The sequence below is a fragment of the Lacrimispora xylanisolvens genome, assembly GCF_002934545.1.
In the GTDB taxonomy this organism is placed as follows: domain Bacteria; phylum Bacillota; class Clostridia; order Lachnospirales; family Lachnospiraceae; genus Lacrimispora; species Lacrimispora xylanisolvens.
Genome location: NZ_PTJA01000004.1, coordinates 271,970 through 297,289 on the forward strand (window position 1 = coordinate 271,970; position 25,320 = coordinate 297,289).

A 25,320-nucleotide genomic window follows, 5' to 3' on the forward strand; every position below is an offset into this window, starting at 1 on the left:
CTTTCTTCCTCCATATCAGTCACTTCAATAATACAATATCATATCATACTTCAAACGATTCGAAAAGGGGGAAAACGTCTTATCCTATAACAGATAGCCTTTCTTTTTCAGCTCCGCCTCAATAAAATCCAGATTCTTCTCCGAGTCTGCCTCTACGGTATGATAATGGCAGCCTCCTGTCAGCACATTTAAGGGCTGGTCTTTGGAGGATTCTAAATGCTCCATAAATTCTGCCGCATCCAGACGGTTATTAATAATTAAATCCACCTCGATCTGTCCGTATAACTGGTGTTCGATGAACACGTTCCTGATTCTTCCGCCATAATCAACAATGGTATTCAGTTCCTCCAGGGTATCTTCTGTCTTATGTCTAGTTCTGAAAATTCTTACAAAAGAGGATTCCTCTTCTCTCTTTTCCAGATGAAGCAAATAGCCTTTATTGGTGGACAGGATCATTTTACTTTCTGCACGCAACAATGCAATATCCTGTACCACCACCTGTCTGCTGACGCCAAGTCTCTGGGCTAAATCTCCTCCGGATATGGGCTTTCCTTCTTCCATTAACAGTTCCACAATTTTCTTTCTTCTTCTGCTGCCTTCCACGTTTTATTACTCCTGCCTTATTTTTCTGATGTCCTCTGTTGTCAAAAATGTGCCTTGGTATCCAAGGATTTCACAAAGCCTTGTGATGTGAGGCGGTTCCAGCCGTGCTTTTGTAAGAGTGTCTTTCTCATAAAATATCTTCTCTCCCGGTCCGTCTGATATCACCTTTCCTCCTGCCATAACAATAACCCGTTCAAAATACCGGGCAACGAAATCCATATCATGAAGGATTGCCAGTACAAATTTTCCTCTCTCTGTCATGGTACGAATCAGCTGTCCCAGCACCTCCCGCCCCCTGGCATCCTGGGCAATGGTGGGTTCATCTAATATCAGCACCCTGGGATCCATTGCCACGACGGATGCAATTGCCACCATCTTTCGTTCAGACAAATCCAGATCATAAGGATTTTCTTTTTCTGCATGGAGGAGACCTACCATCTCAAGAGCTTCCCTGGCACGCTGCTCCCCTTCTTTTCTTGTCATACCGATGTTTAAGGGACCTACCATCACCTCTTCTAAAACCTGATTCTTAAAAATCTGGTCATCGGGATTTTGAAATACATATCCTACTTTTTTTGCAAGCTGGGCTACGGTACGCCCGGAAATATCCTCCCCTTCCAGAAGTACGGTTCCTGCCCCGGGTTTTAAAAGTCCCTTAAGCAGCTTAACCAGTGTGGTTTTTCCGGCGCCGTTCTGACCAATCACTGCAGTTGGTCTTATATCCAGGGAAAGGGTGAGATTTTCAATGATCGGAGCGCCGGGTATATAATGAAAGCCCAGATCCTTTATGGTAAATATATCCTGACCCAGTTTGTCAGGAGTTCGCTCTCTTCCTGTTTTTGAAATGGTAACGGGAAACTGATCCTTGTAGCTTTGTATCTGTTTTAAGGTTACGGGATAAAGTAAGTCATCCCCCTCTTTCCTATAGACGGAAAGCGCTTTTGAAACCTGAGTATAGACGGGTGGTTCCACCCCAAGCTCCTCTAAATCATCTCTGGAAAAAATGCGTTCCGGAACATCATAAGCCACCTGTGATCCACGATGAAGCAGAAGTATTTTATCACAATAAGCCGCCAGCTTTTCCATCTTCTGCTCCACCATAATAATGGTGATTCCCGTCTTCGCCAGTTTTTCAACCACCAGGAACACGTCTTCGCTGCCCTGGGGATCCAGCTGGGATGTGGGCTCGTCCAGGACTAAAACCTCAGGTTCCATGGCAAGAATGCTGGCAATTGCTACTCTCTGAATCTGTCCCCCTGATAAATCAAAGGGATTCCTGTCCTTATATTTAATAATATCCAGAAGCTTCAGCGCTTTATCCACTCTTTTTCCGATCTCTTCTCTTGGAATCCCCAGGTTCTGAAGTCCAAAAGCAATTTCCTCAAAAACCGTATCTTTCGCACCGGACAGCTGATTAAACGGATTCTGAAACACAAGACCCACCTTCTGACAGAGAACTGCAATTGGTACCTTCGATGCTTCTACACCGTCAATGATCACTTTTCCCCCGTACGCTCCACGGAACATGGTTGGAACAAGCCCTGCAAATGCCTGGCAGAGTGTACTTTTCCCCGCCTGATTTTCACCGATAATGCCGATAAACTGTCCCTTATCCGCCTCAAAATCAATTCCGTCCAGAACCAGCTTACTGGTATGGGGATACTTATATTTTAAACCTTTTACTTCAATGAATGCCATATACGATCCTCCAGACAGCCGAGGCTGCAATCAGAAGAGCCATAAGAATCATAAACCCTTTGTCTCCTCCCGATAGCCGGTCCTCTCTTAAAAATGTCTTTTTATTTTTAGAGCCAAACCCTCTGACCTCAAGAGCGATCGCCCGTTCTCTGGTATTGATGAGGGAACTGCTGACTACTGGAGAAATCAGGGGAATAAATGCCTTAGCTCTGGTAAATAAACTTCCTTCGGTTTCCATTCCCCGGCTTCTCTGGGCATCTAAAATAGTATTCATGGTTCCCATCATCTGAGGAATGATTTGAAAAACAGAGGTGATCATATATCCGAATCTGGGAGAAAAACCCGCCTGTTCCAGATCGTCTACCAGATATGCCGGTCTGGTGGTAAGAACAAATGCAGCAAAAGCCAGAAGCATATTTAAAATATTCAGACCGATCCGGCATGCATAAAGAAGACCTTCCCTGTAAAATGCCAGGGCTCCCACTCGAAACAGGATGGTTTCATTCTCTTTGTTAAACAGACCATGGATCAAAAAAATAGTAATGAGAATGGTAAATGAAAATGCAATCAGCGGAAAAACCTTTTTAAGGATTCCTCCGCTGATTAAAAGGATCAGACTGATCGCCAGAAACAGCCCGTACATCCACAGCGCGCCTCCAATGAGAGGCACGCTGATGGCCGCCAGAATATATACCATCTTGGCAAAGGGGTGAAGTCTGGTTAAATAGCTGTCCTTATCTACGTAGAGACTGATGCTTTTCATAGGAATAAACCTTTCTTAATCCAGAATTTCTACCTCATCATTCACATCATAAAGAGAGGTGAGTTTTTTCGGCAGTCCTTTCATAATCGCAAAAACAATAAGGACCGTAATCAGCTTGTCCGGTACATCTACAACCAGTTCATCAAGAAATGATCCCAAAAATACAGGCAGTCCGGCAGACTGGGACCAGCCAAATAAAAGATCTCCCCAAACGTTTCCGGTTGCCCCGCCCCAGAAAATCACATTTAAAGGAGTGGAGATAACAACAGCAGTCAGTCCGGCAGCCACTGCTGTAAGTATTGCTCCTAAAAACCTTTCCATATGACCCAGTCTTGCCATAATACCCACTGCAGCTCCGATACCAAGACTGGTGAGGGCATAGATCAAAGTAATGGAATCACCGGTGGTAAAGCCAAAAATCAGATTGTTGGCCGCTCCGCAGACAGCTCCGATTATGGGACCTCCCAGCACACCGCCGATACAGGTGCCGATGGAATCCAGCCACAGGGGAAGCTTTAAAACAGATGCAAATAGTTTTCCTAAATAATTGATTCCGATACAGGCAGGTATCAAAACAAAAGTTGCCGCGTTTAACCTGGTTTTAAATAAATGATTCATCCTCAATCCTCCGTTCATGATTCTGATTGATCCATTCGGACAAACGCTTCCAGCGCAGTCAGGATCTCCATTTGTTCCCCTCTCATCATAGCAGATTCGCCGTCGGTGTAGCTGTTAATCTGCTCCGTCAGCTCCTCCTCAAATTCCACCACCGTATTCAGTATGGAGGCTGTCTTTACTCCACGTAAGCCTCCGGTTACAAATACGGCCGCCGTTTCCATGTCTGATCCGAGAACGCCTTTTCCCGACCAGTAGGCACAGATTTTTTCTTCCTCATCAATGTAGAAGCTGTCATGACTTCTGGCAATTCCCACATGAGCCGTTGCACCCAGTGCCCTGGCACTCTCCATACAGGCGATCAATAGACCTGTATCCGGAATTGCAGGGTACCTGGAATCCACGTAAGACGACGATGCTCCGTCATCTCTGACCGCTCCGTTTACCAGAATTAAATCTCCAAGACGGATTCCTTTTTTAAGAGCTCCGCAGCTGCCGATCCGGATCATTCCTCGTACCCCGATTCTGGAAAGTTCTTCCACAGCGATTGCTGCAGAGGCTCCTCCTATTCCGGTAGAAACCGCCATCACAGGTACTCCATGATAGAACCCTTTTATGCTTCTGTATTCCCTGTTGTAAGCAAGCTGTTCCACATTTGTAAGGTGGGAAGCAATCCGGTCTAATCGGGCAGGATCTCCCGGCAGCAGAGCATAGGGAGCTGTCTGACTGTCTGACAGCCTGATATGGGGCATAATTTCTGTCAAAACCACCATCTCCTTCCTTTTCTATTCTCTGAATTTAACACAAAGAAGCTGCCTTGTCAACCAATTGTCAGGTGACAAGACAGCTCTCTTTTCTATTCCTTTATAATGATGTTTATTTTCTCTCTGCAGCGGCCCACAGATCCTGTTTCTCCACAAACTGTTGATTGATCCATTCCAGTGCCTGCTGCCTTCCTTCTTCTGAAAAAGGAAATACTGCTTTCGTCTTTTTTTCATCGGCAGTCGCTTCGTAACAGTATGGCTGGGGGTAAACGGCGGCTTCCAGTCCTTCTTCTTCCTTTTTAATCCGATACCGCATCCCATTCATGCTTCCCGTATATGCCTCTTTTTTAAAAAACTGGATTGGAACAAATGTTTCTTTCTTTAGCATCGATCAATCATCTCCTTATTTAACACCCGGACCTGTTTTTTTCTTTCCTGTGGAATTGGAAACACCTGGTCCCACTTCCTGCTGCGGATTGTTTGTAACAGGCGCTTCCTGAGTGGCAGGAGTGGTTACTGCTGGTGTGGTAGGTGCTGCTGTGGTAGGCGCCGGTGTAGTAGGCGCCGCCGTTGTGGCAGCTGTTGTTGCCGGGGTAGATGCTGCCGTTGTTGGAGTTGTTGTCGGTGTGGTTCCCGCAGTTTCAGTCTTTGTTGTCCCATTAGAAGTTGTCTTAGTTTCTGTACCAGGTAAGTTGTAGCAAAGCACCGGTACTTTAGACGGAATGTTCTCAAAGAGAGTTTTGGCCATTGCCGGGGGAAGGTTTACACATCCATGGGAACCACTTGTTTTGTAAATACTGCCTCCAAACTGCTTTCGCCAGGTTGCATCATGAAACCCGATATTACCGTTAAATGGCATCCAGTAAGCAACCGGAGTTCTGTAATCTTCTCCTTTTAAAGTTGCATCCTTCTGCTTATATGTAAGGGAGTAAACGCCAGCCGGTGTTGACCAGCCTTTTGATTCATTCCCTGATACAAAATCCGTATCCAGTACCAGTTTACCATCTTTATAAAAATATAAATGCTGTGCGGTAAGGTTTACTTCTACATAAGTATTCCCATAATCATTCTCCCCGTAGCTTGCCGCCTCCTGTTTATAGGCAGGCACCCTTTCCTGACTTTCTCCCGATCGGATAATTTCTGCCAGTGCATCGGCTTCCGCACTCTGATTCATCTTCCAGCCATAGCTTCCTCCGGTTATTTTTACCGGTTTTCCGTAAGAAGTATTAAGAGTCTTTGCCTTTGATACGGTATCATACTTGGATGCCAGACCTTTTACATAGGCAGTTACTTCAGAACTGCTTAAATATGCTTTTCCGTCTTCCCCAATCCCCACCCATTTGGAAATGGTATCACCGTTTAATACTTCTCTCTTATCTCCAAATTTATAGGTTACCTTCACGTTGGTATATCGGTTTAAGGTCTGGACCTGATTGATTAAATCCGGATTATCCGCCGTAATCTTTGGTTTTGTATAAACATCACCATCCTCTAAGGACACTTCTGTCTTAAAGTCCGAAACAGCTGCTGCAATCAGTGATTTTACCTTCTCCGGATCCGGGCGGTTTCCATCTACTGCTGCAACAATATGATATCCCTTCCCAGACTCATACTGAGAAATAGTGGCATCCTGGGGTTCTTTTATCTTATCTTCCTGAAAACAGGCCAGCTTTGATACTACTTCATCAAACTGCTCCTGATTGTATTTTACCAGAGTTCCAATATCAAAATTCTGAAATTTGCTATTATGCTCTCCCCATTTTAAAGGATTCTGCTCTTCCAGAAGTTTTTCCACGCTTCCGTCAAAAACCGCTTCCATACCAATATCAGTACCTTTTATGGTCTCGGTATTATCCCCCCGTTCCTTAATTGTAATCTGGTAACCGTCAATACCGGCTGCTACCATCTTCTTAACCTCATCAATGGATTTTTTGGATGCATCCATACCGTTAATGATTGTGTTGGGGAAAAACACCTCTTTGTACTGTCTGCCCATCTGTAAATATGTAAGTGCCGCAATTAATGCGACTACGGCAACGGACCCGCCTCCGATTACAGCCAGACCCCCGATTCCCAATGACTTTTTCTTCCTGCTGTGGGGCATTTGCTTTTCCATTTATTTCCTACCTCTTTACTAGCCTTTTTATTCAGGTATTATTATATCGTAAAACAACGAAATATGTCTAAATATTTATGGTATATTTCTTGACTTTTTTATTACGATTTGACCTGACATCTCCAGAAAATTCATATTGACTTCCTGCCTTTCATAAGATATGGGTAAGAACAATCGGAAAGAACCAATTTATGGCTAATTATTCAACTGTATACGGAATTGTCGGTTCCGTTACTCCCTTTTACACCACGGTATCTGACCATAGCTGCTCCCTGCTTATTTCTGTCAATACCCAAACCATGGGGCAGATTAACTTTGTAGTTTCTCCCCAAACCTTTGTTTTGGAACAGCACACATTTGGTCAGGGTGAGCCCATTATCGGCATATATGACACCAGTGTTCCGGTTCCTTTGATCTATCCTCCCCAGTACCAGGCTGTAGTTCTGGCACAAAACACCTTCGGCTACCGGGCCGCACTGAATTATTTTGATGAAGATCTGCTAAGCGTGGATCAGACAATGAAACTAAACATTCCATCAGATGGAAGCACTCAGGTTCTTCTGGTCAATGGACAAAATTTTGCTTATAATCCTGGAGATCACTATCTTTTTATTCTATACATGTCTGATTCCATGAATCCTTCAACGGAAGTGACCCCTCAGAAGATTATCGTATTCTGTAACTCTGATGAGTAAATGCATGAAAAAGCCGTCTTAACCGCCCATTTACCAGGCTGTAAGACAGCTTTTTTATTAATAATGACAAATAACAGGGATTCCCGTATAGATTAAACCATAAAGGGCCTTTGCCTTTTGAGGTGGAAGGTTAATACATCCATGACTTCCACCTGTCTGGTAAATGGTTCCTCCGAATTTGCTTCTCCAGCTGGCATCATGAAAACCGATTCCTCCATTAAAAGGCATCCAGTAATCCACATGACTTTCATATTCGTAAGTACCATCCGGCTTTTTATCTCCCCGCAGTACGCGGTCTGTCTGCTTATAAGCAAGGGTATAGATACCTTCCGGTGTGGTAAGCTTCTTTGACACATTCCCCGTTACACAGGGAGAATCCCATACCACACTCCCATTCTGATACAGGTACACATGCTGGGCTGCCATGTCCGCTTCCACATAAGTACTGCCCCAGTCCACATTTCGGTCAGCCGCTGCCAGACTGTACTGGGGCGTCCGCTCCTGACTCTGGCCTGTTTTTATAATAGCGATTAGAGCCTGTGTCTCCGCTTCCTGGTTTATCCGCCATCCATATGCACCGGAAAGAGACAGATCTCTTCCATCGGTTGCTTTAAAGGCCCTGGCTTTTCCAGCCGTATCATATTTACCTGCCAGCGACTGAATGTACTCCGCAGCTTTTGTTCCATTTATATGGATTCCTGTCTGATCTGCACCATCGATCCAGGTACAAAGCTGTTCTCCGGTAAGTACTTCCGACTGACTGCCAAATAAATATGTGACTTTCATATCTCTGATCTGATTTAAGGCAGCGCATCTTGCCACCAGCTCTGAATCTGTGGATGTGACGGTCACCGTATCATAACAGTTTTTCTCTTCCAGACTGAGCTGTCTGTTCTCCTGAGTTAACGCAGCTTTCACCGCCTCATCAAGCTTCTTTCTGTTTACGCTGTTCCCCTGTACCTCAGCAATGACAGTGAAGGGCTGTCCCTCCTGCCAGGCTGAAATTCTTGCGTTCTGAGTAACCACAATATCCTTGCTGCTGACACAGGCAAGAGAATCCAGCCGTTCTTTCAGCTTCTCTTCCTGGTAGGTCACCGTACTTTTAAGGACACTGCTGTTGTCGATATCAGGACCTGCCACACGTCCGTTACTATTTTGTTGCGCCAGTATATTCTGAAGTCCATCGGTAATCACCACCTGATACTGGATATCTGATCCCTTAATCACTTCAGAGGCTCCTCCTTTTGCCTTTATGGTTAGCTGATACTCTCTTCCATAAAAGCCTTCAATCTGTACCTTTGCCTCCTCTACAGTCATACCTCCCACCAAAACTCCGTTGATCTTTGTTCCGGGCACAAACTTAGAAGCATCATCTGCCAGTGCAACCACACTTCCTGCCAGCATAAAAACCGCCGTCAGAAAAGCAATTATCCCTACGGTACCTGCATGACTCTGTCTCCTGCTCATTCATTCAAATCCTTTGCTGATTAGTTATTATGGAAAAATATCCCACTTCCTCCTAGGTTAGCACGATTTTATCAGAATAACAAGTATCAAAATCCACAAATCATTCCGCCACATATTTCGTCAGATCAGCCCAATGTTCCAATGCAACAGCTCCGATTTCAGGATCATACAGAATGCCCAGATTCCTTTTTATTTCTTCATAACAATACTTCAGCGAATATGCATCCCTGTATCCTCTGTCGGAGGTCATGGCATCGATGGAATCGCAGATTGAGATAATCCTGGAACCAACAGGAATTTCATCTCCCCTCAGTCCGTAAGGATAACCGTTTCCATCATACCGTTCATGGTGGTGAAGTACAATGTCTTTCAGCTCATTCAAATGACGGGATTTACTTAAAATCTGAGCACCGGTCTGAGGGTGTTTTTTCATGGCAGCCCATTCGTCCGGAGAAAGCCTGTCCGGTTTGTTTAATACTGCATCAGGAACTCCAATTTTGCCAATATCATGAAGATGTGCAGCAATATGAATTCGCTCCGTCTCTTCCCGATCAAGCTTTAGAAACCCGGAAAGGGCCAGCGCCATATCGCTGACCCTTTGAGAATGCCCCGCCGTATAGGGATCTTTGGCATCTAATGCGCTGACGATGCATTCGATAATTTCATGATAATCAATGCCGTTCCTGCATAACTCAAATCCTGATTCATTTTTCATGCTCTTTTTTACCTGTCTTACTGGTTAGCATTAGCTAACTTGCAATTAATAGCAACCGGCATTCTCACATCCGCAAGGTTTAATTGAAATTGAAGCGATCTTCTGATCTTCCAGATAGCCGCAAGCAGTTAAACCTGCCCGCACAACAGAATTCCAGTTTTTTGCAGAGAGATGATAAGTCGTTTCATCATCCAGCACTACCGTGCAGGCATCTTCCATGGAGCAGGTGTCGGAGTAAGCGATTTTATACATGTTCTTCCTGCTGATGGCTCCGATTTCCTCTAAAACATTAACCATACGATAGACAGTAGCAGCTCCGATGCTCTCATCCACCCTGGAAGCTTTGTAATAGATTTCTTTACAGCTGGAACATTCATGTTCCAGAATAATATCTAAAAGTGTGAGGCGCTGCTTTGTAATTCTGCACCCCTTACCCTTTAACCGCTCAATAATAAGATCCTTCTGCATCCTGGTTCTATGATAACTTCTGGAATCAGCTACTTTTCTTTTTTCAATCATGTTTGTGTGCATTTCCATTTTGCCACCTCCATTAAGACGTATAATATAGTACGAAAAACAGATACCAGTCTCTTAGTGGCAGTGTCCGCCACAATCCTTGCACTGTCCGCCGCACTGAATGGATTTTCCGTTTTTCTTATCCCGAATCATGCTTCTGATAATCAGTGCCACCGCTCCGATGACAACTGCTGATACTGCTAACGTTCCCATATGATACCTCCTGATATCTTGAGCCTGCATAAACGTAAACCATGCAGGCTCTTATGATTACCGGATTATTTTGCTCCGGCTATACTTGTTAATTTTACATTGGATTCACTTTTTGCTTTTTCAGGTCTGACAAGCAGATAGATAAAGCCTGCAATCAGTGCAAATGCCACTACTGTAAAGAATCCAAAGGATCCTGTGGTGATTAAAGTTCCTACCTGATAGACACAAAGCGCTACTATATATGCCAGAAGTGTCTGATATCCAACTGCAAACCAAAACCATCTGGTGTTATTCATCTCACGTTTGATCGCTCCCATTGCTGCAAAGCAAGGTGCGCAGAGAAGATTGAATACTAGGAAAGAATATGCAGCAACTGCTGTCATACTACCTGCAAGAGTACCCCAGATCTCAGAACCATCTTCTGCAACTTCAGCAAAGCCGTAGAGAATACCAAAGGTTCCAACTACGTTTTCTTTTGCTACCAGTCCTGTGATGGCTGCTACTGCAGATTTCCAGTTTCCCCAGCCAAGAGGAATGAAGAGCCAGCTGATAGTACTTCCCAGCTTAGCCAGGATGCTGTGGTCAAGTTCCATTGCTTCCAGCATTCTAAACTGACCGTCTACCCAGCCAAAATAGGAAGCAAACCATACAACGATAGTAGATAATAAAATGATTGTTCCCGCTTTCTTAATAAAGGACCAGCCGCGTTCCCACATACTTCTTAAAACGTTTACAACTGTTGGCATATGGTAAGCGGGGAGCTCCATAACGAAAGGCGCCGGATCACCAGCAAACATTCTGGTCTTTTTTAAAATGATACCGGAACAGATAATTGCTGCAATTCCTACGAAATAGGCACTTGGTGCAACCCAGGAAGCTCCATCGAAAAGTGCGCCTGCAATCAGTGCAATAATCGGAAGCTTGGCTCCACAGGGAATAAAGGTTGTTGTCATAATTGTCATCTTACGGTCACGATCATTTTCAATGGTTCGTGATGCCATAATACCTGGTACGCCGCATCCACTGCCGATCAGCATGGGGATAAAAGACTTACCGGAAAGGCCGAATTTGCGGAATACGCGGTCCATAATAAACGCAACACGTGCCATATAACCGCAGCTCTCCAAAAATGCAAGGAAGATAAAAAGTACCAGCATCTGAGGTACAAAACCAAGAACTGCACCCACACCTGCAATAATTCCGTTAACTAACAGACCCTGGAGCCAGTCTGCGCAGCCAATTGCAGTTAAAAAACTCTCAGCCATAACTGGTATGCCAGGAAGCTGGAGGCCGAAAAGATTCATTTCGTCACCGAAAAGACTGTCATTCACCCAATCAGTTGCCCAGGAACCCACTGTTGTAACAGAAGCATAATAGACAATAAACATTACGGCTGCAAAGATGGGCAGTGCCAGAAACCGGTTAGTAACGATCCGGTCAATTTTATCGGAAATCGTAAGTTTATTTTTCATGCTTCTTGTTAAACACTGATCGATGATAGAAGAGATATATACATAACGTTCATTTGTAATAATACTCTCTGTATCGTCATCCAGTTCCCGTTCAATCCTTGTGATCTCTTCCGTTACATCAGGTACACGCTTCATCTGAGTCTGTATCTTTTCATCCTTTTCCAGAAGCTTAATGGCAAAGAAACGTCTCTGATCCTCAGGAACATCATTTCCAAGTTTGTCTTCGATGGAATCCAGAACTGATTCCACTTCAGCTGCAAATTTATGTACTGGCGGTCTGTTATTTTTCTGGTTTGCAATCGCAACTGCTTTTTCAGCAGCCTTCTGGATTCCAGTGCCCTTTAGTGCAGAAATTTCCACAACCTCACAGCCAAGCTTTTCGCTTAATTTACTTATATGAATTTTATCCCCGCTCTTTTCCACGATATCCATCATGTTAACTGCCATGATAACGGGAATTCCAAGTTCCATAAGCTGGGTGGATAAATATAAATTACGTTCTATGTTGGTACCGTCTACGATATTTAAAATCGCATCAGGACGTTCTCCGATCAGATAATTTCTCGCTACCACTTCTTCCAGTGTGTAAGGAGAGAGGGAATAGATACCTGGAAGATCCATGATAATGACATCTTTATGACCTTTTAACTTTCCTTCTTTTTTCTCTACGGTAACTCCTGGCCAGTTCCCCACAAACTGGTTTGATCCCGTCAGTGCATTAAACAAAGTCGTCTTTCCGCAGTTGGGATTACCTGCTAATGCAATTTTAATTGACATACTCTACCTCTTTCTGCCTGTCAGCAATTGATTTGTCTGGTATTAGTCTCACCTAACTAATATGTAAAAAAATTACTCCACAATGATCATTTCTGCATCCGCTTTTCGTAAAGACAGCTCATACCCTCTGACTGTTACTTCCACCGGATCTCCAAGAGGAGCTACTTTCCTCACAAAAATATCAACACCTTTTGTGATTCCCATATCCATAATTCTTCTCTTAACAGGACCTTCTCCGCTTAGCTTGGTTACCTTGACAGTTTTACCGCATGGAATTTCCTTTAATGTCATCGTCTTTTCTCCTTTTCTATCCCACCATGATTTTATTAGCCATATCTTTTCCTATGGCAACTCTGGAATCTTTTACATTAACGATCATGTTTCCGCTTATTTCAGAAACAACAGTCACAATTCCGCCGGTAACAAAACCCAGGTTTTCCAGAAAACGTCTTGTCTCTTCTTTGCCACCGATTTTACGAATTACGTTAGGCTCTCCTGCTTTCACCATTGTTAAAGGCATCATTCATCATCTTCTTTCATTTTATTATTGATAATCATTCCCATTTCTCTTCAGTTAGTATATTCTAACTTTTGTTAGTTGTCAATATTTTTATTGAAAAATTTTCTCATTTGTTAAATGTATTTTTTCACGTACACATTTCATTATAAAAAGCTACGGCATATAAAACCTGTTGCCGCAGCTTTTTTATCTTGTTTTTACCAGATTTTCACTCTCTTCTCAGGAGCCACATACATGGCATCTCCTTCTTTTATTTCCGGATAAGCCTTATAAAATGAATCTGTAGCGCTAAGCACTCCGTTAACCCTGACTTTTGCCGGGGAATGGGAATCCGTATTCAGACGATCAACCATCGCTTCCGGAGTATACTTGGACGCCCAGATTGTTGCATACTGGCGGAACAACAGATTCAAATCACTGCCCTTTTCATCTGCAATCGCCGTAATGCATGCCATAGACCCCAGATCTGCGATATTTTCATTCAATGTCTGGGCGCCATTTACTTTTCTTCCCTGAAATCCATCCATTCCGCTGTAATATTCTTCCACCTGTTTGGCCAGCTCATCAAATTTTTCCCGGTCTTCCTTTGTCCACCATACATGATAATTTCCATTCTCATCGTAAAGAGAACCGGAGGAATCAAATGCATGGCTCACCTCATGTGCCATTACCATTCCAATTCCGCCTAAGTTAGAGGCGAAGTCCGCTTTGGGATCATAAAACGGGGACTGGAGAATCGCGGCAGGAAACACAATCTCATTGGCAGTGGGGTTGTAATATGCATTTACAGTCTGAGGAGTCATGCCCCACTCTCCTTTATCCACAGGTTCCTTATATTTCTTCTTATTCACCTCATTGACTGCTTTCATGAGAGAGAGGCTATTATCAATTAAGTTTCCCCCCTCTTCTGCTGACAGCACTTTGGCATCTTTATAATCATTGGGCCATTTATCCGGATACCCCACCTTCAGATTCATATGCTCCAGTTTTCTTATGGCAGAAGCCTTGGTTTCATCACTCATCCAGGTGAGATTTTCAATCTGTTTTTTATAGGAGGCAAGAATCAGGCGGATCATGGACTCAATATCCTTTTTATCGGATTTGGAAAAGCATTTCTCAACATAAAGCTTTCCGAATTCAAACCCCAGGGTGTTTTGTGTCAGTTCACTTGCCAGCTTTTCGTCTGTTTTTCTTACTTTGATTCCTTTTCTTAAATTATTCCATTCCAGATTGGAGTCTCGGATTTCGGGTGTCAGACTGGGGGCAAAATCATTTACCAGACAAAATAACGTATACTGTTTTAAAAGAGGGAGGGATTCCTGATTTAAATATCCACCGATTTTTTTCATCTGATCTACCTGAACCACAATGTATTGATCCTGTTCATTTAAGTCTGCTGCTTTCAAAAAGGTCTCCATGGTTCCATCAGGAAACAGTTTCTTTAATTCTTCTACGGTATACGGATTATATATAACGTCAGGATCTCCCTGTTTGCTAAGAGGAAGTGCACTCGCTGCCAGATCCTTCTGCAATTTTAAAATACCATCCGCAGCCTGATCCGCTTCTTCTTTCTTCATTCCTGTATATTCCATAATCTGGGATATATAATTGCGGTAATGGTTCATCAGTTCTTCCTGGTCGGAATCCTCCAGGGTTTCTTTTCCAGGTCCAAGATCTGCACCGTCAAAATACAGGGCATAGCGGGTAGAATTACTCATATCCTCAGACCACTGGGGCAGAATAATGCTGCTCACCCCCAGATCATTGTAGATTTTTCCCGCCTGTTCCAGATATTCCTCGATGGTGGAGGCACGGCTGATCCCGTCCATATAAACAGCAAGTCCGCCAAATCCGGCAGCCCTTCTCCCCTCCATATCCATAGCGGTCAGATAGAGATCGGCGATTTTCTGTTCCAGAGATCCTTCTTTTTCATTTTTCCTGTTATTCACAGATTCACGGAGCACTTCATTTAGAATTTCATATGCCTCTCTGTCCAGCTTATAAAACTGGCTCCAGCCACTTGCGTCACCCGGAATCTTGGTATTATTAAGCATCTGCCCGTTGACAAAGTCATAATAATCATCTTCCAGGCGTATATGGCTTGCTTCCCCTGCAGAGGCCTTTCCCGTTCCACTGGCGGGTTTTGCCTGGGTCTGCTCTTCTTCCGGTTTCGGACCTGTTTTACTTTTACAGCCGGTAAACGCCAGAGTCATAACTATCATTGCTGCCAATATTGAGAAAAAAACTTTTTTCATGAAATCTACCTCTCCTTGCCATTACGATATATTTTTGTACGAAAAAAGGAAGCGGATTTCTCCACTTCCCATCTGCTCATTCTTTATTATGCTTAAACTTCGTCAGAATATACAGGTGCATCTTCTGCAGCTGCTTCGTCCTGACCCTGAAGTGCTTTGATGCTTAAGCTGATCTTCTTGTCATCTTCATTGAAATCAACTACCTTTGCTTCGATTTCCTGTCCAATTGCCAGAACATCTGCAGGTTTTTCCACATGCTCTCTGGAAATCTGGGATACATGAAGCAGAGCGTCTACGCCTGGCTCCAGCTCAACAAATGCGCCGAAATCAGTCATACGTGCTACTTTACCGTTTACTACATTGCCGACTGCATACTTTTCAGATGCATCTTTCCATGGGTTTGTCTCCGGGAATTTTAAGCTGAGAGCAATCTTGTCGCCGTTGATATCTTTGATTAAAACTTTTACTTTCTCACCAGCTTTGAATGCTTTTTTCGGGCTTTCTACTCTGCCCCAGCTCATCTCTGATATATGAAGTAAACCATCGGCTCCGCCAAGGTCAATAAATGCACCGAAATCGGTTACGTTCTTGATTGTACCTTCAACAACATCGCCTGCATGGATCTTATCAAATAATTCTTTCTGAAGCTCGGCTCTCTTAGCAACCATAATCTGCTTTCTGTCACCGATAATTCTTCTTCTCTTTGGATTGAATTCAGTAATGATGAATTCGATCTCCTTATCTGCATACTTGGTTAAATCCTTCTCATAAGTATCGGATACCAGGCTTGCAGGAATGAATACTCTTGCGCCTTCTACAACCACGCTTAAACCACCGTCAAGCACCTGTGCAACTTTTGCGGTAAGTACTTCGTGGTTTTCAAATGCTTCTTCTAACTTCTTATTGCCTCTGTCTGCTGCTAATCTCTTATAGGATAAAGCAACCTGACCCTCACCGTCATTAACCTTAGTGACTTTGGCTTCCATCTCTTCGCCAACCTGAACAACAGTTGTAAGATTTAAATTCTGGTCATCCGTGTACTCGCTACGCGGGATGATGCCGTCAGACTTGTACCCTATATTCAAGACGATTTCATCTTCTTTTACGTCGATGACTTTACCAGTGACGATCTCTCCTGTACGTATGGTTTTCAATGATTCCTCTAACATTTGTTCAAAACTTAACTCTGACATTAGTATGAACCTCCTCGATAATATGATTCGGGGTTGAAGCCCCGGCTGTAATACCTACGCTGCGCACAGAATTTACACAATCAGGATCTAAATCACCTAGTGTCTGGATATAGTAAGTATTCTTACATTCCCTTCGGCATATCTCGTACAGCTTCTGGGTATTGGAACTGCTTTTTCCGCCAATGACTATCATGGCATCCACTTCTGAAGCTATCCGCTTTGCTTCCACCTGTCTTTCCTGTGTTGCATTGCAAATCGTATTTAAAACAAGTATATCATACCGCGTTTCAGAAATTTTTTCAACTAAATCTTGAAATTTCTTGTAATTAAATGTCGTCTGTGATACAATACACAGCCTCTCTCCTTCTGTGAGCGGCAAAGTTTCCACTTGCTCGGGTGTTTCCACCACTAAAGTATTGTCATTTCCCCAGCCTTTAATACCTTCTACTTCCGGGTGTGAATCATTACCAATTATGATCAGGCGTCTGCCCTCTTTATTCTGCTCCTGTGCAATTTTGTGAATCTTTCTCACATAAGGACAGGTTGCATCAATGATCTCAATTCCGTTCTCTTCCATGATATCATAAACCCGCTTTCCGGCTCCATGGGAACGGATTACCACAACGGCGTCGTGAATCTGTTTCAGTTCTTCTTCACCTTCAATTACTTTTACGCCCTTTTCCTCTAAATCTTTTACAACCTCTTCATTGTGGATGATGGGACCATACGTATAAATTGGCTTATCGTTTCGTTTCAACTGTTCATATACCTGATCAACGGCACGTTTCACACCAAAGCAGAATCCGGCGGATTTTGCCACAACTACTTCCATACATTAGCTCCTCTCTTCCAGTTTTCTTTCCTCAAACAGCATTAAAATCCGTTCTATTACCTCTCTGGCACTCATCTCAGAAGAATCTAAAAGCACTGCATCCTCTGCCTGCTTTAAGGGAGAATGTTCCCGGTTCATATCCTGGTGGTCCCGCTTGATAATATCTTTTTCGATTTCTTCCAGGCTGCAGTCCTGCCCTTTTTCTTTCAGTTCCAGGTACCTTCTTTCGGCACGGACCCGGCTGCTGGCGGTTAGATAGATCTTAAGATCGGCATCAGGAAGAACGCAGGTACCGATATCTCTGCCATCCATAATGACATTCTCCCGGGCTGCAAGACCTTTTTGCAGTTCTACCAGCTTTTCTCTCACCGGTAAGTGTACGGAAGTGGCAGAAGCCATGGCTCCCACTTCCTCAGAACGGATCAGTCCTGATACATTCTCTCCGTTTAAAATCACCTGCTGCACGCCATTTTCATAGGCCAGGGTCACATCAGCAGTCTTAACAGCTTCAGAAATGGCCGCCTCATCCTGGGGAGAGATCCCTTTTCTTAAAAAATGCAGTGCCATGGCACGGTACATCGCTCCCGTATCCACATAAACAAAATTAAGTTTACTGGCTGCTGCACGGGCAATGGTGCTTTTTCCCGCTCCAGCCGGTCCGTCTATTGCGATATTATAAACCTTTGTCATCTTTCGTCCTTCTCCTCTCCTGCCGCACTACCTGCTGCGAAACCTGTGGACCAGGCAATCTGAAGATTAAAGCCCCCGGTCACCGCGTCCAGATCCAGAACCTCTCCTGCAAAATACAGGCCGTTTACAAGTTTTGATTCCAGAGTGGAGGGATTTACCTCTTTTACAGAAACACCTCCCTGGGTGATAATGGCCTCATTGTATCCTCTCAGTGCAGTGAGAGTCATGGTAAATGACTTGGTTACGCGAATCAGCGCCTGACGCTCTTCTCTTGTAATCTCATGAACCTTCTTTTCCGGAGAAATTCCGCTTGCATCAATAATAACAGGAATCAGCTTGGCAGGATACAGATTGCCCAGAGCATTTTTAAACTGCTTATTCATGGATTCCTCAAAATCTCTTAGAATCCTGGCATCCAGCTGTTCTTCCGTCAAAGCAGGTTTTAAATCAATGGAAAGGGTAAGAGGTCCTTTCTTCAGTTCCTTTGCCGCATAGCTGCTGGCACTTAACAGAACCGGACCGCTGACTCCGTAGTGGGTAAAAAGCATCTCTCCGAATTCCCTGTAAATAACCTTGCTGCCTTTCATTACCGTCGCTTCTACGTTTCTAAGTGAAAGGCCCTGCAGTTCCTTAATCATGGGCTCTTCCACGACGAAAGGAACCAGTGCCGGAGATAACGTGCTTACGGTGTGGCCGGCTTCTTTCGCCAGTTCATAGCCGTCTCCCGTGGAACCGGTAGTCTGATAGGAATAACCTCCGCAGGCAATGATTACGCTGTCTCCATAAAATGACTTCTTACCGGTACTGTCACTGACGACAATTCCTTTTACAGTACCGTTATCAATAATAAGCTTTTCTGCTTTTTTCCGGTAATGAATCGTAACACCCAGTTCCAAAAGCCGGTTATTCAGCGCCTTAATTACATCGGAAGCCTTATCCGAAGCCGGAAACACCCGGTTTCCCCGTTCCGTCTTTAACTGGCAGCCAAGGGTCTCTAAAAGTTCCATCATATCGAAATTGGTAAAACCGTAAAAGCTGCTGTAAAGGAATTTGGAATTGGTTACAACATTCCCGAACAGTTCCTCCGTATCACAGGCATTGGTTACATTGCACCGTCCTTTTCCCGTAATATATACTTTTTTACCAAGTTTCTCGTTTTTCTCAAAAATGTGGACGGTACTGCCCTTCATGGCTGCTGCTATTCCAGCCAGCATCCCTGCAGCGCCCCCGCCCACGATTAAAACCGTATTCATGCCCTATCCTCCTGCCTTTGTTCACTTCCTCCTACTTTACACGAAAAAAGAGGAAAACACAAGTGGTCAGGGACGATTATTCACTTCTTTTATCTTGTTTTCCAGAGCTTCCACCACAGTTTTTAAGATCTTGATCCTTGCATAATACTTGCAGTTTCCTTCCACTACCACCCATGGTGCATAGGTTGTGGAGGTACGGACCAGCATCTCATTGACTGCCGATTCATACTGATCCCATTTTTCTCTGTTTCGCCAGTCTTCTTCTGTAATTTTCCACTGCTTTAAGGGATCTTCCTGCCGTTCTTTAAAGCGTTTTTCCTGTTCGTCTTTATCAATGTGAAGCCAGAATTTAAGGACGACGGCACCTGCATTTGCCAGGTGGCTTTCCATCTCATTGATTTCCTGATAAGCCTGCTTCCACTGGCTTTCCCTGCAAAAGCCCTCTACCCGCTCTACAAGCACTCTCCCGTACCAGGTGCGGTCGAATATGGCGATATGGCCTGCTTTCGGCATATTGATCCAGAAACGCCATAGATAGTGATGAACCCGTTCCAGATCGTTGGGGGCCGCAGTCGGGTATACCTTATACCCTCTTGGATCCAGGTGGCTGGTAAGACGTTTGATGGCTCCGCCTTTTCCTGCTGCATCCCAGCCTTCGAACCCCAGCACAACCGGAATCCGCATCCGGTAAATCTGGCTGTGGAGAAATTCCAGTTTTTTCTGCAGACGGTCAATTTCCTTTTTGTAATCTTCCTTTGAAATGGACTTGGTTAAATCCACTCCGGACAGAACACCTGATTTAAAGCTTTCTGAACGGACTGGCACTTCCTTCTCCTTTGCCACTCCGTTTAAGCTCTTTTTATTCAGGGCATCCGAAAGACAGTCTGCCACACAGGACATGATCTTGGCTGCTGCATACTCTTTATCGTTTGCTTCGATTATGGTCCACGGGGCATAATCCATGTCCGTATTCTGAAGCATCTCTTCGCAGATCTTAAGGAACCGGTCATACTCCGTGTTCCTCTTCCAATCGTCTTTTGTTACCCTCCAGCTGGTTTCCTTTGAGTTTTCCAGCTTTTTAAACCGCTTCTTTTGTTCTTCTCTTGAAATATAAAGAAAAAGCTTGATGATAACCATTCCGTCATCGGTAAGCTGCCGCTCAAAGGACTGTATGTCGTGAAAGGCTGCTGGCAGATCTTCATCAGGAAGCTTTGTTGAAAAACGCTCCATGGTTACCTGACGGTACCAGCTTCTGTCAAAGACAGCGATTCTTCCCTGGGCAGGCAGTTTTGTGTAAAAACGCCACAGGAAGGGACGCATACGCTCTTCGTCCGTCGATTTATCATTGGCATAGACATCAAAGCCTCTGGGATCAAGGGCCTGAATCAGGTGATTGATCTGGGTGCCTTTTCCTGAGGCGCCCATACCCTCAAATACGATCATAACCGGAATCCCGGCTTCCTTTAACTGGCGCTGCAAAAGCCCCAGTTTTTCACTTTGCTCTTTCTCTGTCTTTTTGTAAGTTTCCTTATCAATTTTCTTTGATAAATCAATTTTCTCCAGCATAAACAGTCCCTCCTTACTGGTTTCCGTTAAGCCTGTATCTTTTCAAACACCTTTGCTACCTCGGGCATAACCTGGCTGATTTTAATCATCTGCGGGCATTCCTTTTCACATCTGTGGCAGGTCTTGCAGCTGTCTGCTTTTATGGCAAGAGCCTCATACCCCGCTTTGGCCTCGTCCTCTTTGTGGGCAGCCGTCATATTATAATAGGAGAATATCTCCGGAATCTCCAGTCCGAAGGGGCAGGGAACACAGTAACGACAGCCGGTACAGCCAACCAGCGCCATGGAGTCAAAGACCTCCTTTGCTTTCTTGTACATGGCATGCTCTTCTTCCGATACCATACCAATATAGCTTCTGTCTGCATACAAAAGATTATCTTCCAGTTGCTGCTCATCACTCATACCGCTTAAAAGCAGGCTGACTTCCGGCTGATCCCATAAAAAGTCAAGGGCATATTCCACGCTGGATTTTTCACTTCCTAACACTTCTTTTACATGAGATGCAGGATTGGCCAGTCTTCCGCCTAAGAGCGGCTCCATAATGACTACGGCAAGTCCTTTTCCAGCGGCCTCTTTCAGTCCTTTTAAGCCTGCCTGATGTGTGAGATCCACATAGTTATACTGAATCTGGCAGAAATCCCATCCATCATAATAATCTAGGATATCCTGAAACACGTCATATGAATCATGGAAGGAAAAACCAATATACTTAATTTTTCCATCTGCTCTCGCTTTTTCCATCTTCTCTACCAGTTTCAGTTTTTTTATCTTCTCTTCAAACCGGTCTCTGCTTAAGGCATGGAGCAGATAAAAATCCACATGATCTGTTTTTAATTTTGCTAACTGTTCATCTAAAACTTCTTCAAAATCTTCTTCTTTTACAAGCTTCCATACAGGACATTTGGTAGCCAGATAAGTCTTCTCCCTGTAACCTTCCTGCAGCGCTTCCCCTACTATTCTCTCACTTTCCCCCTCATGATAGGGATAAGCAGTGTCAATGTAGTTGACTCCCTGATCAATGGCATGACGGATCATTGCCACCGCCCGCTTCTCATCTACCTGATTTTCTCCCGAAAGAGGAAGCCGCATGGCTCCGAACCCGAGTGCTGAAACTTTTATTCCTGTCTTTCCAAAATCACGATATTGCATATTTTTCCTCCGCATGATAAGATTCGCAATTGAACTATAAGCTGCTTTAATCATTATTGTATCATATTTGTTTTCTGTTCAATAGTTTTTTTTGCAAAATATAAGCGAAAAAAGACAGACTTTGCGTCATGCAAATGCCTGCCTTTCTGCCATGAATATTAATTTTGCTCTTTAAACTTCGGTCGTTATAAAGATATCATAAATCGCTTTAATCGCTTCTTCAAAATCACTGTTTCTCACACCAATAATGATATTTAATTCACTGGAGCCCTGATCAATCATTTTAACATTGACTCTGGAATGGGCGAGGGCCGAAAAAATCCTGCCGGCAGTCCCTCTGGTGGCCTTCATACCTCTGCCTACTACAGCTACCAGTGCAAGATCGGATTCCATCTCCACAAAATCAGGCTCAACCGCTCTGTGAATTCCGGCAATAACAGACTGCTCAAATTCCACAAACTCTGACTGGTGAACGAAGACTGTCATGGTATCGATTCCGGAAGGCATATGCTCAAAGGAGATTCCGTATTTTTCAAATACCTCAAGCACCTTTCTCCCAAAACCAACTTCAGCATTCATCATGGCTTTTTCAATATTAATGGAACAAAAGCCTTTCTTTCCTGCTATTCCCGTAATGGTGTAGCGGGGCTGTCTGCAGGTGCTTTCCACAATTAAAGTTCCCTTGTCCTCGGGCTTATTGGTGTTACGGATATTAATGGGAATTCCTTCTTTTCTCACAGGGAAGATTGCATCCTCATGGAGTACGCTGGCACCCATATACGCCAGCTCTCTTAATTCTCTGTATGTAATGGTTTCAATGACTTCCGGATCCTTAATGATTCTGGGGTCTGCCACCAGAACACCGGATACATCCGTCCAGTTTTCATACATATCTGCATGAATTGCTTTCGCCACTACGGAACCTGTCACATCGGAGCCGCCTCTTGAAAAAGTCTTGATGGTGCCATCGTGCTTTGAGCCATAAAATCCGGGAATAACTGCTGTTTCAGCCTTGTTTAAACGTTCGGAAAGCACCTGATCCGTAAGATCTGCTTCAAAGTTGCCATCCTCGTCAAAAAAGATCACCTCAGCGGCATCAATAAACTCAAATCCCAGATACTCTGCCATGATCAGACTGTTTAAATATTCACCTCTGGAAGCAGCATAGTCCCTGCCTGCCTTTTCTAAGAAATTCTTTTCAATCACATTAAATTCCTCATCAAGACTCATGTTCAGGGAAAGCCCGCTGATAATTTCCATATAGCGCTCTTTGATTTTTTCCAGAATGCTTTTGTAGCTTTTGCCTGCTTCCGCCGCATCGTAACACTGATACAGCAGATCTGTTACCTTTTCATCCTTGTCATTACGCTTTCCCGGCGCGGATGGAACTACATATTTTCTGCTCTTGTCTGCGCGGATGATATTACCAACCTTTTCAAACTGCATGGCGCTGGCTAAAGAGCTTCCTCCGAATTTCACAACTTTTTTCATGGCGTCTTTCTCCTCTGATACAGGTTAATATCTACATATTTAACGGAAATAATATCTTAATTGTCACCAGCTGTCAAGTGGTTTTCTCTAATTATGTATAATTTTCCATCATCATGCATAAATTCTCTTTTCCAGGAACATATTTAAGATCTTCTCATTTGCCAGGCTGTTTCGTTTATCCGATTCTTCAATCCGCCTGTTTCCTCCGCTGATGCTGTTATATTCCCCGCAGATATCAACTGCCAGTACTGGATTCTTTCTGCAGATAATATCCCATGCCCTGGAAAGCTGGGCCAGTGTCATACTTCCCTGATCCCAGTCAGTCAAGAGTTCACTGGAAGAAAATACATCTTTATCCACAGATAAATACACCGGTTCCTTAAGCTGTCCGGCAAAATCCGAAACCCAGTCTTTCCCTGATAGTTCCGATTCCGTATAGATCTTCACTCTGTCTTTAAAATCTTCCCTGACTGCACAGGCCAGCTCATCCGACACGCCAATTAAAATAACCCTTTTTAAGAACCCCTGTTCTTCCAGTATCTGGCGGATCCAGTTCCCGCAGGAAAGGATTCCCTCAAAACTGGAAGCCATAAGGTCTGCATGATGGTCGAATACAACCAGATCATAGGGTTCTTTGTAATCTTTTTGCAGAACATAACTGACATAATGAAAATTTCCGCAGTCCAGGAACCGGAAGCTGCCCCCTGCCTTTTTCGCCCGCCGCTCAATCTCCGTTAAAGAAGCGCTGTCGCAAAAACCATGGACACCGGTTAAATCCGTACAGTCAACCCAGTCATATGGAACCTTCCTGTAAAAATCCTGTCTTTTGTAGACATCTGTGAAATTAAATATGGTGACCGGTCTTATTTTGATTTCAAAGCTTCCACCTCCTGATTTACGCTTTCCTCACAGGAACGCATGGCAAGTATAGTCTTTTCAAGCAGCTCTTCTAACGTCCAGCCCAGATACCCGGCGCCAGTGTCGATGATGTCCCTGGAACAGCCTGCTGCGAATTTTTTATCCTTATACTTTTTCTTTAAGCTGGATACTTCCATATCCATCACGCTTTTGGAAGGACGCATTCTGGCAGCCGCACCGATTAAACCAGTCAGTTCATCTGAGGCAAAGAGTACCTTTTCCATCTCATGCTCCGGTTTTACCTCTGAGCAGATCCCATATCCATGACTGCATATGGCATGAATCAGTTCCTCCTCTGCATCGATTTCTTTTAAAAGCTCCGGCGCTTTTGTACAATGTTCCTCTGGAAACTGTTCAAAATCCACATCATGGAGAAGTCCTGCCAATCCCCAGAAATCTTCTTCTGCTCCGTAGCCAAGTTCCCTGGCATACCAGCGCATCACCCCTTCTACGGTCAGCCCGTGAAGGAGATGAAAGGGCTCCTGATTATATTTTATGAGTAAGTTAAGTGCCTGTTGTCTGGTTATCTCTGTTTTCATACTGATATTCTCCTTACTGTACTTAATTTAGTTGTCCGTTCCGGTTATGAGAGAATGAATTTTGCTTTCTCCGATCACTTCAATTCCGTTCTCTTGAAGCAAAGCCGCGGTGACACCGCTTCCAGGAATTTTATTTCCGGAAAATGTCCCGTCATAGATCATTCCATGGCCGCAGGATGGACTGCGTTCCTTTAAGACAGCCTTTTTGCAGCCAAAGATTGTTGCCAGCTTTAAGGTTTCACCGGCACCTTTTTCAAAAAAGGCTGTGACATCCTGACCAGACTGGCTGATGACTGTATTTTCCCCTCTCCGCTCAGACGCAAGTCTGGGTGTTTCCATTCCTCCCAGCTGTTCCGGACAGACTGGAATAAGATGATACTCATCAAGCAGTGCCAGAATCTCTTTATTTTCTCCATGATTGCCATCATAGCGGCAGTTCACACCCAAAAGACAGGCGCTCACAAGAATTGTCTCTTTTTGATCCTTCATTCCTTTCGCCTC

At 44.1% G+C, this 25,320-nt stretch carries 26 protein-coding genes; 1 reads left to right on the forward strand and 25 read right to left on the reverse strand.

Annotated features, from left to right (window positions below):
* Nucleotides 1–84: 84 nt before the first annotated feature.
* From BXY41_RS09255 to BXY41_RS09285, 7 genes are all read right to left on the reverse strand, one after another.
* On the reverse strand, nucleotides 85–603 hold the full coding sequence (locus BXY41_RS09255; RefSeq protein WP_104436539.1) for a transcription repressor NadR: 519 nt from the start codon (nucleotides 601–603) through the stop codon (nucleotides 85–87).
* Between the two features lie 6 nt (nucleotides 604–609).
* The gene (locus tag BXY41_RS09260; RefSeq protein ID WP_104436540.1) at nucleotides 610–2,301 is read right to left on the reverse strand and encodes an ABC transporter ATP-binding protein; all 1,692 of its coding nucleotides are present in this window, start codon (nucleotides 2,299–2,301) and stop codon (nucleotides 610–612) included.
* Nucleotides 2,288–3,064, reverse strand: a complete 777-nt coding sequence (locus tag BXY41_RS09265; RefSeq protein ID WP_104436541.1) for an energy-coupling factor transporter transmembrane component T family protein — start codon at nucleotides 3,062–3,064, stop codon at nucleotides 2,288–2,290. The genes BXY41_RS09260 and BXY41_RS09265 overlap by 14 nt, the downstream gene beginning before the upstream one ends.
* 15 nt (nucleotides 3,065–3,079) lie before the next feature.
* Nucleotides 3,080–3,682, reverse strand: a complete 603-nt coding sequence (locus BXY41_RS09270) for an ECF transporter S component (RefSeq protein ID WP_104436542.1) — start codon at nucleotides 3,680–3,682, stop codon at nucleotides 3,080–3,082.
* 14 nt (nucleotides 3,683–3,696) lie between these two features.
* Nucleotides 3,697–4,443 (reverse strand): nucleoside phosphorylase, encoded by a 747-nt coding sequence (locus BXY41_RS09275; RefSeq protein ID WP_104436543.1) that lies wholly within the window; start codon nucleotides 4,441–4,443, stop codon nucleotides 3,697–3,699.
* Between the two features lie 112 nt (nucleotides 4,444–4,555).
* Nucleotides 4,556–4,831: a GNAT family acetyltransferase gene (locus BXY41_RS09280; protein WP_104436544.1), complete on the reverse strand. Its 276-nt coding sequence runs from the start codon at nucleotides 4,829–4,831 to the stop codon at nucleotides 4,556–4,558.
* A gap of 15 nt (nucleotides 4,832–4,846) precedes the next feature.
* Nucleotides 4,847–6,559 carry a L,D-transpeptidase family protein gene (locus tag BXY41_RS09285; RefSeq protein ID WP_104436545.1) on the reverse strand — a complete coding sequence of 571 codons (1,713 nt, stop codon included), beginning with the start codon at nucleotides 6,557–6,559 and terminating at the stop codon, nucleotides 4,847–4,849.
* A 191-nt stretch (nucleotides 6,560–6,750) separates the two neighbouring features.
* Here BXY41_RS09285 and BXY41_RS09290 point away from each other — a divergent pair, with 191 nt between their 5' ends.
* Nucleotides 6,751–7,254 (forward strand): hypothetical protein, encoded by a 504-nt coding sequence (locus BXY41_RS09290; protein ID WP_104436546.1) that lies wholly within the window; start codon nucleotides 6,751–6,753, stop codon nucleotides 7,252–7,254.
* Between the two features lie 57 nt (nucleotides 7,255–7,311).
* Here the strand turns inward: BXY41_RS09290 and BXY41_RS09295 are convergent, their stop codons facing one another.
* The 18 genes from BXY41_RS09295 to BXY41_RS09380 all read right to left on the reverse strand — a co-directional run bounded on the left by BXY41_RS09295 (nucleotide 7,312) and on the right by BXY41_RS09380 (nucleotide 25,308).
* Nucleotides 7,312–8,721, reverse strand: a complete 1,410-nt coding sequence (locus BXY41_RS09295) for a L,D-transpeptidase family protein (protein WP_104436547.1) — start codon at nucleotides 8,719–8,721, stop codon at nucleotides 7,312–7,314.
* A gap of 100 nt (nucleotides 8,722–8,821) precedes the next feature.
* Nucleotides 8,822–9,436 (reverse strand): HD-GYP domain-containing protein, encoded by a 615-nt coding sequence (locus tag BXY41_RS09300; protein WP_104436548.1) that lies wholly within the window; start codon nucleotides 9,434–9,436, stop codon nucleotides 8,822–8,824.
* 45 nt (nucleotides 9,437–9,481) lie between these two features.
* Complete coding sequence (locus BXY41_RS09305) at nucleotides 9,482–9,973, reverse strand: transcriptional repressor (RefSeq protein ID WP_104436549.1); 492 nt, start codon at nucleotides 9,971–9,973, stop codon at nucleotides 9,482–9,484.
* A 54-nt stretch (nucleotides 9,974–10,027) separates the two neighbouring features.
* A complete protein-coding gene (locus BXY41_RS09310; RefSeq protein ID WP_104436550.1) occupies nucleotides 10,028–10,165 on the reverse strand; it encodes a FeoB-associated Cys-rich membrane protein in 138 nt (45 codons plus the stop codon).
* Between the two features lie 65 nt (nucleotides 10,166–10,230).
* Nucleotides 10,231–12,414 carry a ferrous iron transport protein B gene (gene feoB, locus BXY41_RS09315; RefSeq protein ID WP_104436551.1) on the reverse strand — a complete coding sequence of 728 codons (2,184 nt, stop codon included), beginning with the start codon at nucleotides 12,412–12,414 and terminating at the stop codon, nucleotides 10,231–10,233.
* A gap of 72 nt (nucleotides 12,415–12,486) precedes the next feature.
* Nucleotides 12,487–12,705 (reverse strand): FeoA family protein, encoded by a 219-nt coding sequence (locus BXY41_RS09320; RefSeq protein WP_104436552.1) that lies wholly within the window; start codon nucleotides 12,703–12,705, stop codon nucleotides 12,487–12,489.
* A gap of 16 nt (nucleotides 12,706–12,721) precedes the next feature.
* On the reverse strand, nucleotides 12,722–12,937 hold the full coding sequence (locus BXY41_RS09325; RefSeq protein ID WP_104436553.1) for a FeoA family protein: 216 nt from the start codon (nucleotides 12,935–12,937) through the stop codon (nucleotides 12,722–12,724).
* A 194-nt stretch (nucleotides 12,938–13,131) separates the two neighbouring features.
* A complete protein-coding gene (locus tag BXY41_RS09330) occupies nucleotides 13,132–15,189 on the reverse strand; it encodes a M13 family metallopeptidase (RefSeq protein ID WP_104436554.1) in 2,058 nt (685 codons plus the stop codon).
* A 92-nt stretch (nucleotides 15,190–15,281) separates the two neighbouring features.
* Nucleotides 15,282–16,382: a 30S ribosomal protein S1 gene (rpsA, locus tag BXY41_RS09335; protein WP_104436555.1), complete on the reverse strand. Its 1,101-nt coding sequence runs from the start codon at nucleotides 16,380–16,382 to the stop codon at nucleotides 15,282–15,284.
* The gene (ispH, locus tag BXY41_RS09340) at nucleotides 16,363–17,214 is read right to left on the reverse strand and encodes a 4-hydroxy-3-methylbut-2-enyl diphosphate reductase (protein ID WP_104436556.1); all 852 of its coding nucleotides are present in this window, start codon (nucleotides 17,212–17,214) and stop codon (nucleotides 16,363–16,365) included. Before ispH ends, rpsA begins: the two co-directional genes overlap by 20 nt.
* Before the next feature lie 3 nt (nucleotides 17,215–17,217).
* Complete coding sequence (gene cmk / locus BXY41_RS09345) at nucleotides 17,218–17,904, reverse strand: (d)CMP kinase (RefSeq protein ID WP_104436557.1); 687 nt, start codon at nucleotides 17,902–17,904, stop codon at nucleotides 17,218–17,220.
* Entirely contained in the window at nucleotides 17,901–19,157 is a 1,257-nt protein-coding gene (locus BXY41_RS09350; protein WP_104436558.1) for a BaiN/RdsA family NAD(P)/FAD-dependent oxidoreductase, read from the reverse strand. The genes cmk and BXY41_RS09350 overlap by 4 nt, the downstream gene beginning before the upstream one ends.
* Before the next feature lie 66 nt (nucleotides 19,158–19,223).
* Complete coding sequence (gene pap, locus BXY41_RS09355) at nucleotides 19,224–20,723, reverse strand: polyphosphate:AMP phosphotransferase (RefSeq protein WP_104436559.1); 1,500 nt, start codon at nucleotides 20,721–20,723, stop codon at nucleotides 19,224–19,226.
* Between the two features lie 26 nt (nucleotides 20,724–20,749).
* On the reverse strand, nucleotides 20,750–21,871 hold the full coding sequence (locus BXY41_RS09360; protein ID WP_104436560.1) for an aldo/keto reductase: 1,122 nt from the start codon (nucleotides 21,869–21,871) through the stop codon (nucleotides 20,750–20,752).
* Between the two features lie 171 nt (nucleotides 21,872–22,042).
* Complete coding sequence (locus BXY41_RS09365) at nucleotides 22,043–23,362, reverse strand: aspartate kinase (protein ID WP_104436561.1); 1,320 nt, start codon at nucleotides 23,360–23,362, stop codon at nucleotides 22,043–22,045.
* A gap of 111 nt (nucleotides 23,363–23,473) precedes the next feature.
* Nucleotides 23,474–24,235: an arginase family protein gene (locus BXY41_RS27145; RefSeq protein WP_104436562.1), complete on the reverse strand. Its 762-nt coding sequence runs from the start codon at nucleotides 24,233–24,235 to the stop codon at nucleotides 23,474–23,476.
* A complete protein-coding gene (locus tag BXY41_RS09375; RefSeq protein ID WP_104436563.1) occupies nucleotides 24,226–24,819 on the reverse strand; it encodes a hydrolase in 594 nt (197 codons plus the stop codon). The genes BXY41_RS27145 and BXY41_RS09375 overlap by 10 nt, the downstream gene beginning before the upstream one ends.
* Nucleotides 24,820–24,846: 27 nt before the next feature.
* Nucleotides 24,847–25,308, reverse strand: a complete 462-nt coding sequence (locus tag BXY41_RS09380; RefSeq protein ID WP_104436564.1) for a 2-thiouracil desulfurase family protein — start codon at nucleotides 25,306–25,308, stop codon at nucleotides 24,847–24,849.
* Between the last annotated feature and the right edge of the window lie 12 nt (nucleotides 25,309–25,320).